Source organism: Collinsella sp. AM20-15AC (genome assembly GCF_003471405.1).
Lineage (GTDB): Bacteria > Actinomycetota > Coriobacteriia > Coriobacteriales > Coriobacteriaceae > Collinsella.
The window spans coordinates 1-10,825 of sequence record NZ_QRJA01000042.1 but is presented as its reverse complement, the minus strand read 5'-3'; the positions used below and the strand labels follow the sequence as shown (position 1 = coordinate 10,825).

Sequence of the window (10,825 nt, the reverse complement as noted above, 5' to 3'; positions counted from 1 at the left end):
GGACGCTAGGGAGCCACCCTTACACCAACATTTTCGACGCGATCTTCGGAGGGTCCTCGAAAATAGTCCCGAGCCGGCACTTGGGGACGTTCCTATAATGCCGGCACTTAGGAGCGTCCCCAAGTGCCGGCACCGCGTCTGCCTGCGGCGGCCGCGCCCCGCTGCGTCGCTTCGCTCCTTGCGTGCTGCGCTGGAAAACGCTTCGCGTTTCCTCAGCTCCGCACCCTTGCGGGTTCGAATTCCTCCGCTTGCCCACAAGAAAGCGCCCTGGGCCGTTATGGGCTTAGGGCGCTCAGTTTTAATGGCTGGGACGGAGGGATTCGAACCCCCAACAGCCGGCACCAAAAACCGGAGTTCTACCGTTGAACTACGTCCCAATGTGTGGTGTTGCCCAAAAGCAACTCGTCTAGTTTACCTAATCTGCGAGGGCATCGCAAACGCCATCGAGTAGGCGTACGGCGAGCGTCTGCGCGTCGCTGGCCGTGAAGGTGCCGTTGTAGCGCGTCATGCCCGTGAGCTCAATGCGAATGCGAGCCGGCTTCTGCTGTGCGGCAACATTGGCGGTACGGATGCGTTGGGCCAGGTTGTGGCACTCGGCGAGGGCGATCGTGGCGCGCGGGGCGGCGTCTGCAGGCAACTCGTCGCTTGCGATCTCGAGCACCAGGTCAACGTCGGTCGGAACCTCGGAATCGCAAAGCATCATGCCGCTGCTGTCGGTCGTCGCCGTGGCGATGTTCCACATGCGCGATGCTACGCTGCGCGCAATGGGGTCCTCGCCGATGACGGCAATCTGGAAGCGCTCGAGCACGTTGGCGGCGCGAGCAAAACCGATGCGCGATTCGGCCTCGGTGACCGAGGGCTTGCCCTCCCACACATGGTGCAGGCGGTTGATGTAGGCGTAGGTGTCCTGGAAGGCCATGCCGTCGGCAAACAGGCCGACATTTTCCTGGAACTGCTGCAGGGCGGCCTCGGTATGCGGACCAAAGTAGCCGTCGTCTTCGCCACAGGCAAAGCCCAAAACGTTGAGAGCGCGCTGCAGGGCCTTGACGTCGGCGCCGTGAAAATTGGGCATGCGAAGGTAGAGCGTGCGGTCGCCCAACTTGTATGAAGCGTCTACAAGGGCGCTCCAGCAGGGGATATCGACAGCATAACCGGCCGCAAGGCCGCTATCGAGCCTAAACGTGCCAACAGCCTGCTCGGTGGTGGTGCCAAAGCGCTTGTCGGCGACCTCGTCGGCATCGATGGTGTAACCGAGCTGCAGAAGGCGGGACTGAACATCCTCGACGGCTGCTCCCTGCATGCCCGTGGTAATAGGTTCCATGAACGAACCCCTTTCGGCGTACGATTCGTACTATTTTGAGCGCGTGTCGGATAGACAACGCGAGACAATGCATAAACATGCACTCAACAGTGTAGCAACTTGTACCCAAACTCGCTGCCCACAGGTTTTATGACCCCCGCTAGCTAAGACGCTCCACAAAGAAATCTGCCATTGAGAGGAAGAGCTCGCGCGCGTACGGGTCAAGCTCAACATCCTCGATGGCAGCCTTGGCTTTTGCGGTCAGGTCCAGCGCGTAGGCGTGAGCATATTCGATGGAGCCGGTCTCCTGGAAGATCTCCACGGCGCGTGCGAGCTGCGCGGAATCATCGGTGCCCGAGGAAAGAATCGCCTCGACCTCGTCGTGATAGCGCTCATTTGACAGGGCATGCACAGCGACGAGCGTGCGCTTGCCCTCGGTGATGTCGGTGCGGAAGTCCTTGTTGGCGGCCTCTTTGGTGCCGACCAAGTTGAGCAGGTCGTCCTGAATTTGAAAGGCAAGGCCAGTGTGCAGGCCAAAGGCGCGTAGCGCCTCGACCTGCTCTTTGCTGCCGCCGCCGATAATGGCTCCGGCGGCAAGTGGCGTGGCTCCGCTGTAATACGCGGTCTTGTGCGTGGCCATGTCCAGGTAGTCATCAACCGAGATATCAAAGCGCTTGTCACGGACCCAGCCCAGGTCGAGCGCTTGGCCCTCGATGGTTCGGACGATCATCTCGGTAAGCTCGTGGAGCACGCGCAGCTTCACGTCGGACTCCAGCGTGGGGTCATCGAGAACCGTCTTGGTGACCATGGTGAGCGCCAGGTCACCGCAGTTGATGGCAAGACCGGTGCCCTCGGTAAGGTGCATGCAGGGCTTGCCGCGACGAATCTGCCCGTTGTCGGCGATGTCGTCGTGGATGAGTGCGCCCGACTGAAAGTGCTCGATGGCCGCCGCTGCGCTGCGGGCGCTCTCAAAGCTGCCGCCTACCGCAGTGGCGGCGAGCATGCAGATGAGCGGGCGGTGGCGCTTGCCAGCGTTTGCCGTAAATGCCGAGAGCGGGGTATACAGGTAGCGCTCGATATCGGCGGAAGTCGCCTGTCCGTCAAAGAACGTGGCCAGATAGTCGTTAATCTGGTCAAAGTGCTGGGCTAAAAAGCTGGTAAACGGACTGGACACGGGTTCTCGCATTCTTTGATAGGTTGCATCGTTGCATTATGCAGACAACATATTGCCACATTAGGGCGTCGAGCGCGGCGGTTGAAGACGATTGGTCCATGCGGCCGCAAGTGCGGTAGGGGCTTGGCTAGATAAGCCCAAAGTGTTCGAGCGCGGTGACGACGCCGTCGTGGTCGATGCTGTCGGTGACATAGTCGGCCTTTTCCTTGAGGAAGCCCGGTGCGTTGCCCATGGCGATGCCAACGTCGACGGCGTTCATCAGCGAGACGTCATTGCTGGCGTCGCCGATGCCGTATACGGTTCCGTGGTGGGGATCGAGGGCGTCGAGTACGGACTGGATACCCTCGCGCTTGGTGCATTCGCGAGGCGAAATCTCGGTCACTTCGAGCTCGAGCTCGTTAAAGCAGAGCAGCGGCTCAAACGCTTGATCCTGAGCGATGCGGTTGGCAAGCGACGTGGACATTAAGATCTTGTAGGCGCTGTAATGTTGCAGCTGCGTAATTGCATCGCCCACGGTGCGGGCGTATCCCGGGGCGTCGGGCGCATCGGCACTCATGCGAACGACGCCATTGAGTCCCTCAAAACGAATCACTTCGTCCGATTGCTCAAGAATGGGAGCAAGGCGCTGCAGCATGCCGGGCGTCATCGCCAAATCGCGAATCACGTGTCCCTCAAGTTCGACATAGCCACCCGCGAGGCAGACGATGCCGGTCCAAGGCAGCTCGAGCAGCTTTGGATGGATGCAGCTCAGCGTGCGCCCTGTGCAGATAAACGCCATATTGCCCTTGGCGACAAAATCACGGATGGCTTGCGAGACCGCTTCATTGGGATAGGGGGAGAGGTCTCGCTCGCTCTCGGGAAGTTCTTGTGCCACTCGAGGGTCTTGCCAGGCGAGTGTTCCGTCGATATCGAAGAAGCAGATATCGCCGCGCTTATGGGCTGCGCTGGCGGCAGGGGAGGCCGAGGTGGTGGGCATAAATCCCGGCTCGAGGCCCATGATCTGGTCAAAATGCTCTTTAACGCGGGGAACGGAGATGCCAATAATCACCTGGGCGGTCTTGCCCGTAATGATGAGGCCCTTGGCGCCCACCGCGACAAACGACGCATTATCTGCAACGATGGAAGGGTCTGCGACCTCGACGCGCAGGCGCGTGGCGCAGTTGGTTGCGCCCACGATATTGCCAACGCCACCTAAAAGCTGAATTACCCGCTCGGCGAGGACGTGATCTTGATCGGATTGAATACTGACCTCGCCATTGGGAGATTGCTCTTTGGCAAAGCCGCTTCCCGTTAAACGATCGATTGCCGCGCGATTGGAGACATGATCCTCGCGGCCCGGCGTCTTAAGGTCATAAACCAAGATGAGTGCTCGAAAACTAACAAAAAAGATGAGGCTAAAGGCAAGACCGATACCGAGCGCCAAAAGGTAGGAGCCGGCATGCATTCGCATGAGTGGGATGAAGTTGAAGGCCGTCATTTCCATGAGACCGCCCGAGAAGATGCCGACGATGCCAAAGAAGTTCATGGTCATGGCAAGGCAGGAGGATAGGACGGCGTAGAGCAAAAAGAGTCCAGGATAGGTGAACATAAAGAGAAACTCGAGCGGCTCGGTGACACCGCAGACCACCGAGGCGACGATGGCGGGCAAAAGGATGACCTTAAGGCCGGCGCGGCGTTCGGGTTTGGCGGTGAAATAGAATGCTGCCGCGATGGCGGGAAGGCCAAAGAGCTTGCCCCAGCCGGTGGCGGTAAAACCTGCCCAGGGCGCAAGTTCATTTAAAGGGCGCGTGCTATGGGAGAGAATGGGGAGCAGGTTGGTCCACGTGGCGTAAATACCGTCGTGAATGACCAGATTGTCGTAATAGATGGGCATATAGAGCAGGTGGTGCAGCCCCATGGGCTCGAGTGCTCGCTCCAAAAACACAAAGATGCCCACGCCGAAGGGGCCGACGCCCGCAAGTGCGTGGCGCAGCGTTTCGGTCACGGCGTATGCGAAGGGCACGATGGCGGCCGAGATGGCGGCAAGGGCAAACACGGCAAAAAAGCTGATGAGGTAGACCAGCGAGGAACCCGAGAAGGTGCCGAGCCAATCGGGAACCTTGGCATCGTAGAAGCGGTCATGGATGGCGACGACGGTTGCCGATACCGCCAGCGGGCCGATAATGCCGGTGTCGAGCGTCTTGATGCCGTCGATGACGGTGATACCGCTGGCGGGGGTCAAAGATGATGGGTACTTAAGCCCAAGGTTGTCTCCGCTCAGCTTAATGATCTCGCTCAAAAAGAAGCAATAGGCAAAATAGGCCACGAGTGCCTCGAGGCAGCAGCGTGCCGGTTGCTTTTGGGCAAGACCGATAGGCAGCGCTACGGCAAAAAGGAGTGGAAGGCGCTTAAAGACCGTCCACGAGCCGCGCTGAATGATAGTCCAGAAAACGTACCAGGGGGTTCCGTATACGGCGAGGTCGCCGACGATATCCACGGTCGTTGCGAGGGCGGAGATGCCGACCATGAGGCCTGATATAGAAAACAGCATGGCGGGCGCGAACATGGCTCCGCCAAAACGTTGGATTTTCTGCAGCATAATATGCCTTTCGGATGCAACATGCTGTGCGAGCAAGAACGTTTAAACAATGAACTCATTGTAGAGGACTGGCTGCTTGCCGCATTGACGGTTTTGATTCGGTCCGATTTGGGTTTCGGGGGAACCGTCGACGGTAAATAATCCGTACTTTACCGATAATCGGTTTAAACAACTTTAAGAAATGCTATCGTGCCTAGCCATACATATTCATTAGAGGTGAAATCATGCCAAAAGCGATTTACGAAGGAATCTACCGCGAGATCCGTTCGCGCATCATCAACGGGACCTATGCGTTTCAGGAGATGCTGCCAACCGAAGCCGAGCTGACCGCGGAGTTTGGCTGCACGCGCAATACCGTTCGACGCGCCTTGAGCATGCTGGCCGACCAGATGTTTGTGCAGCCTATACACGGTAAGGGCGTGCGCGTTATTTGGCTTAAGGGCGAAACCGACATGCTGGGCGCACTCGAAGAGGTTGAGTCGTTTGGCGAGTTCGCAAAACGCAACAATGCCGTCGCATCGACCGAGGTCAAGTCTTTTGAACATTTGATTTGCACTGAGCAACTCTCACGTCGCCTGGGCTTTAAGGTGGGCGAGGAGCTGATTCGCGTAGTGCGTGTCCGAAGCCTCAACGGCAGCGCGCGCCAAGTGGACCATGGCTACTTTTTGGCGTCGATCGCCAAGGGCCTGACCCCCGAGATCGCGGCGGATTCTATCTACGGCTATCTGGAGCACAAGCGCGGCGTCAAAGTGATGGCGAGCCGTCGTACGGTGAGTGTCGAGCTCGCCAACGATGAAGACTGCAGCTATCTGGACCTTGGCAAGTACAACTGCGTCGCCGTTATGGAGAGCCAGTCGTACACCTCGGACGGCATCTTGTTCGAGGTCACGCATGCCCGCACACACCCCGAGATCTTCCATTACCGCGTCAATTCCAAGCGATAGCCGGCTAGCTCGCAGCCTGACGAGACTCATGCCCTCAAAGCGAAAACGCCCGGTCAAACCGATGATGCATCGGCTTGATCGGGCGTTTTCTCTGCATTCGATAACAAATAATTGTTTATACAAAACTTGTCAAGTATCAAGTCGAAATTACCGTTCACCGAAGTTTTTCTACCGCTCTAGTAATACTTGTTCAAACAACTAGCCAAATAGCGTATTGTACAAGTCAGCAAAAGGGGCAAAGTCCCCGAGCCAATCTCCGAAGGCGGCGGCAAAGGGTGCCGCCACGGTGTGAAAGGGTGGATTGTAATGAAGAACGAAATGAGCAGAAGGCAGTTCCTGGGCTTTGCTGGTTCCGCGGCTGCGGTTCTTGGTCTGGGCCTCGTGGGCTGCGGTGGTTCTGCCGGCTCTGGCTCCTCTGCTTCTGGTGACGCTGCCGAGGTCTACTTCCTCCAGTTCAAGCCCGAGGTCGACAAGGAGTGGAAGGAGATCGCCAAGGCGTACAAGAAGGAGAAGGGCGTCGAGGTCAAGATCGTGACCGCCGCCTCCAACACCTACGAGGAGAAGCTCAAGTCCGAGATGTCCAAGAGCTCCGCTCCGACGCTGTTCCAGGTCAACGGCCCCACCGGCCTTAAGAACTGGAAGGACTACTGCGCCGATCTTTCCGACACCAAGCTCCGCGGCGAGCTCATCGACGACTCCCTGGCGCTGCAGTCCGACGGCAAGGATCTGGGTATCGACTGGGTTCAGGAGAGCTACGGCATCATTTACAACAAGGAGCTCCTCGAGAAGGCCGGCTACAAGGCCGAGGACATCAACTCCTTCGACAAGCTGAAGGCTTGCGCCGATGACATCCAGGCCCGCAAGGACGAGCTCGGCGTTGACGGTGCCTTCACTTCCGCCGGTATGGATGACTCCTCCAGCTGGCGCTACACCACGCACCTCGCCAACCTCCCGCTCTACTACGAGTTCGAGAAGGAGCACAATCAGGAGGACGACGAGATCAAGGGCGAGTATCTCGACAACTTTAAGCAGATCTTCGACCTGTACATCACCGACTCCACCTGCGATCCTTCGCAGCTCGCCTCCAAGACCGGTGACGACGCCACCAACGAGTTCGCAACCGGCAAGGCCGTCTTCTATCAGAACGGCTCTTGGGCCTACGCCGACCTCACCAAGGCCGGTATGACCGACGACCAGCTCGGCATGCTGCCGATCTACATCGGCGTCGACGGCGAGGAGAACCAGGGCCTGTGCTCCGGCGGCGAGAACTACTGGTGCGTCAGCTCCCAGGCTTCCGAGGATGCCCAGAAGGCCACCGAGGACTTCATGTATTGGTGCGTCACTTCTGACACCGCCACCAGCATCATCGCTGACAAGATGGGTCTGACCGCCCCGTTCAAGAGCGCTAAGGAGACCACCAACGTCTTCTCTCAGCAGGCCGTTGCTATGGCCAAGGACGGCAAGAAGACCGTCGCTTGGGACTTCGTTTACATCCCCTCCGAGGAGTGGAAGAAGAACCTCAAGCAGGCTCTCATCGCTTATGCTGCCGACAACACCAAGTGGGACGGCGTCAAGAACGCCTTCGTCGATGGCTGGAAGACCGAGAAGGCTGCTTCCGAGTAAGCAGTTGCTGCCCAAGCTATCTGATTAGCGACAGGGGGCGGGCAGACGTAGGTTTGCCCGCCCCCTGCATATTGAAAGGACCCTTCTATGGGCAAAGCACTCAAGCGCTGGTGGCCGCTCTTTATGCTGCCCACGTGCCTGGCGTTTATGATCGGGTTCGTGATTCCCTTTATCCAGGGTTTCTATCTCTCGTTCTGCCAGTTTATTACCATCAATAACGCGCACTTTGTCGGTATCGAGAACTACGTGCGCGCGCTGTCCGATCCGCAGTTCTCCACGTCGTTCTTCTTTACCGTGGCGTTTGCCTTCCTGTCGACGGTGCTCATCAACGTGATCGCGCTGGCCATTGCGCAGGCGCTCACTCGCAAGGCGCTCAAGGGCACCAACATCTTCCGTACGATTTTCTTTATGCCTAACCTGATTGGCGGCATTGTACTGGGTTACATTTGGCAGATTCTGATCAACTGCCTGCTCTCCAACGTGGGTGCCCAGCTTATCGCCCTCAACTCCGCCGCTGGCTTCTGGGGCCTTATCATCCTGACCCTGTGGCAACAGGTCGGCTACATGATGATCATCTACATCGCCGGTCTGCAGTCCATTCCGTCTGACTACATCGAGGCCGCCAAGGTCGATGGCGCTACGGCATGGCAGACGTTTTGGAAGGTTAAGATCCCCAACCTGATGCCGACCATCACTATCTGCCTGTTCCTGTCCATCACCAACGGCTTTAAGCTGTTCGACCAGAACCTCGCCCTTACCGGTGGCGCCCCGGCGCACTCCACCGAGATGCTCGCCCTGAACATCTACAACACGTTCTATTCGCGTGCTGGCATCGCATGGCAGGGCATCGGTCAGGCCAAGGCAGTTATCTTCTGCATCCTGGTTGTCGCTATTTCTATGATCCAGCTTAAGGCCACGAGGTCCAAGGAGGTGCAGCAGTAATGAAACGCGATAAGGCTATTAACCGCGCGCTCTCGATCTTCTTTACGATCCTGTCGCTCGCATGGATCTACCCCGTGTTCATGATTGCGCTCAATTCCTTTAAGAAGGGGACCGCAATCAGCACCACCACGGCGTTCGATCTGCTCACGCCCGAGACGTTCAACGGCCTCGCAAACTACGTGCACGCTCTTAACGAGCAGGGCTTTGCCTCGGCGTTTATGTACTCGCTCATCATCACAGTCACGTCGGTCGTGCTGATTCTGGTGTGCTGCTCCATGTGCGCTTGGTACGTGGTTCGTGTCAACAACAAGATCTCGAACTTCTTCTATTACCTGTTCGTGTTCTCGATGGTCGTACCGTTCCAGATGCTCATGTTCACGCTGTCCAATTTGGCGGACCGCATCGGCTTTAATACGCCGTTCAACATCTGCTTTATCTATCTGGGCTTTGGCGCGGGCCTGGCGGTCTTTATGTTCGCCGGCTTTGTAAAGAACATCCCGCTCGAGATCGAGGAGGCGGCCATGATTGACGGCTGCAACCCGGTTCAGGTGTTCTTTAAGATCGTCCTTCCCATTATGAAGCCCACCTATCTTTCGGTCGGCATCCTCGAGACCATGTGGGTCTGGAACGACTACCTGCTGCCCTACCTTACGCTCGACTCCACCAAGTACAAGACCATTCCTATTTTGATCCAGTACTTCCGCGGCGGCTATGGCCACGTCGAGCTCGGCCCCATGATGGCCTGCATCATGATGGTCGTTGTCCCCATCGTCATCATGTACATCTTCTGCCAGAAGTACATCATCGACGGTGTGGTGGCAGGTGCCGTCAAGGGCTGATGCCGTAACTGTTTTGCAAGTTTTGGCGGCGCCCCTCAGCGCGGCGCCGCGTATCGAAAGGTAGAGACATGGCCGAGATCGTTCTCAAACATGTTCAGAAGGTGTATCCCAACAACGAGTCAAAAAAGAAGGGCTTCTTTGGCAAAAAGAAGAAGACCGAGGAGAAGAAGCACAACCTCAAGGTTACCGAGGACGGTGTGCTCGCTGTAGAGGACTTCAACCTCACCGTTCACGACCAGGAGTTCATCGTCCTCGTTGGCCCCTCTGGCTGCGGTAAGTCCACGACGATGCGCATGGTCGCCGGCCTGGAGGACATTACCTCGGGCGACGTGCTCATCGACGGCAAGCGCGTCAACGACGTGGCGCCCAAGGACCGCGACATCGCCATGGTGTTCCAGAGCTACGCTCTGTACCCCAATATGACGGTGTACGAGAACATGGCATTTACGCTCGAGCTCAAGAAGGTCCCCAAGGACGAGATCGACCGCAAGGTTCGCTCTGCTGCCGAGATCCTGGGCATTACCGAGTATCTCGACCGTAAGCCTAAGGCGCTTTCGGGTGGCCAGCGCCAGCGTGTCGCCATCGGCCGCGCCATCGTGCGTGACCCCAAGGTCTTCCTGATGGACGAGCCCTTGTCCAACCTGGATGCCAAGCTGCGTAACCAGATGCGCGCCGAGCTCATTAAGCTGCGTCACGAGATCAAGGGCACCTTCATCTACGTTACCCACGACCAGACCGAGGCTATGACCCTCGGCGATCGCATCGTGGTCATGAAGGACGGCGTCGTCCAGCAGATCGCCACCCCGCAGGAGGTCTTCAACCATCCCGCGAACATCTTCGTCGCCGGCTTCATCGGCGTGCCGCAGATGAACTTCTTCGATGCCCAGCTGGTGCGCTCGGGCAACGGCTTTACCGTCAAGACCGAGGATATGAACGTGGCGCTCGCCCCCGAGACCTGCGCTCAGCTTGCCCTCAACTGGGACGGCGGCGACGTGAAGGAGATTACGGCCGGCGTGCGTCCCGAGCAGATTCTGCTTGCCGACAAGGGCGAGGAGGGTGCGCTCCAGGGCACCGTCGAGGTGACCGAGCTCATGGGCTCGACCGAGCATGTCCACGTGACCGCTCCCGACGGCCAGTTTGTCCTGATTATCCCCGTCGTCGACCTCGAGGCCAAGGGCGCGCTCAAGGCTGGCGACCCCATCTGGTTCAAGTTCGAGAAGAACGCGACTCATCTCTTCGATAAGGTGTCTGGCAAGAACCTTATCTAGGCCCGGTGCATCCAGGCCCTCCCTTTGGGCGACTGCGGCTTTGCCATCCTTTTGCCGCGGTCACATATAAGGCTCCCCTCCCGTCCACTGGGCGAGAGGGGAGCCTTTCTTTAAAGGCTTTAGCCTGTGCGGGGCGCGCAGCGCGCCGCATCAGAAA

The 10,825-nt window shown here is 58.1% G+C and carries 8 protein-coding genes and 1 tRNA gene; 5 read left to right on the top strand and 4 right to left on the bottom strand.

The annotated features are described in order from the left end of the window. Nucleotides 1-302: 302 nt before the first annotated feature. From DW233_RS09685 to DW233_RS09670, 4 genes are all read right to left on the bottom strand, one after another. Nucleotides 303-377, bottom strand: a tRNA-Gln gene (locus DW233_RS09685). 38 nt (nt 378-415) lie between these two features. After that, nucleotides 416-1,321 carry a peptidoglycan-binding protein gene (locus DW233_RS09680; RefSeq protein ID WP_199408213.1) on the bottom strand — a complete coding sequence of 302 codons (906 nt, stop codon included), beginning with the start codon at nt 1,319-1,321 and terminating at the stop codon, nt 416-418. A gap of 139 nt (nt 1,322-1,460) precedes the next feature. After that, nucleotides 1,461-2,474, bottom strand: coding sequence for a polyprenyl synthetase family protein (locus tag DW233_RS09675; protein ID WP_118267969.1), 1,014 nt, complete (start codon nt 2,472-2,474; stop codon nt 1,461-1,463). A gap of 127 nt (nt 2,475-2,601) precedes the next feature. Beyond that, complete coding sequence (locus DW233_RS09670; protein WP_118267968.1) at nt 2,602-5,052, bottom strand: PTS transporter subunit EIIC; 2,451 nt, start codon at nt 5,050-5,052, stop codon at nt 2,602-2,604. A gap of 224 nt (nt 5,053-5,276) precedes the next feature. Here DW233_RS09670 and DW233_RS09665 point away from each other — a divergent pair, with 224 nt between their 5' ends. From DW233_RS09665 to DW233_RS09645, 5 genes are all read left to right on the top strand, one after another. Then, nucleotides 5,277-5,996 (top strand): GntR family transcriptional regulator, encoded by a 720-nt coding sequence (locus DW233_RS09665; RefSeq protein WP_055252172.1) that lies wholly within the window; start codon nt 5,277-5,279, stop codon nt 5,994-5,996. A 306-nt stretch (nt 5,997-6,302) separates the two neighbouring features. Further along, nucleotides 6,303-7,619 (top strand): ABC transporter substrate-binding protein, encoded by a 1,317-nt coding sequence (locus DW233_RS09660; RefSeq protein ID WP_055252173.1) that lies wholly within the window; start codon nt 6,303-6,305, stop codon nt 7,617-7,619. 87 nt (nt 7,620-7,706) lie between these two features. After that, a complete protein-coding gene (locus tag DW233_RS09655) occupies nt 7,707-8,561 on the top strand; it encodes a carbohydrate ABC transporter permease (protein ID WP_055252174.1) in 855 nt (284 codons plus the stop codon). Then, entirely contained in the window at nt 8,561-9,400 is an 840-nt protein-coding gene (locus DW233_RS09650; RefSeq protein ID WP_089573621.1) for a carbohydrate ABC transporter permease, read from the top strand. Before DW233_RS09655 ends, DW233_RS09650 begins: the two co-directional genes overlap by 1 nt. 68 nt (nt 9,401-9,468) lie before the next feature. After that, on the top strand, nt 9,469-10,668 hold the full coding sequence (locus tag DW233_RS09645) for an ABC transporter ATP-binding protein (RefSeq protein ID WP_117640835.1): 1,200 nt from the start codon (nt 9,469-9,471) through the stop codon (nt 10,666-10,668). Nucleotides 10,669-10,825: the final 157 nt, after the last annotated feature.

Coding starts and splice junctions, on each gene's coding strand:
- DW233_RS09680 (WP_199408213.1), bottom strand. CDS start 1,321: ATGGAACCTATTACCACGGGCATGCAGGGAGCAGCCGTCGAGGATGTT.
- DW233_RS09670 (WP_118267968.1), bottom strand. CDS start 5,052: ATGCTGCAGAAAATCCAACGTTTTGGCGGAGCCATGTTCGCGCCCGCC.
- DW233_RS09665 (WP_055252172.1), top strand. CDS start 5,277: ATGCCAAAAGCGATTTACGAAGGAATCTACCGCGAGATCCGTTCGCGC.
- DW233_RS09660 (WP_055252173.1), top strand. CDS start 6,303: ATGAAGAACGAAATGAGCAGAAGGCAGTTCCTGGGCTTTGCTGGTTCC.
- DW233_RS09655 (WP_055252174.1), top strand. CDS start 7,707: ATGGGCAAAGCACTCAAGCGCTGGTGGCCGCTCTTTATGCTGCCCACG.
- DW233_RS09650 (WP_089573621.1), top strand. CDS start 8,561: ATGAAACGCGATAAGGCTATTAACCGCGCGCTCTCGATCTTCTTTACG.
- DW233_RS09645 (WP_117640835.1), top strand. CDS start 9,469: ATGGCCGAGATCGTTCTCAAACATGTTCAGAAGGTGTATCCCAACAAC.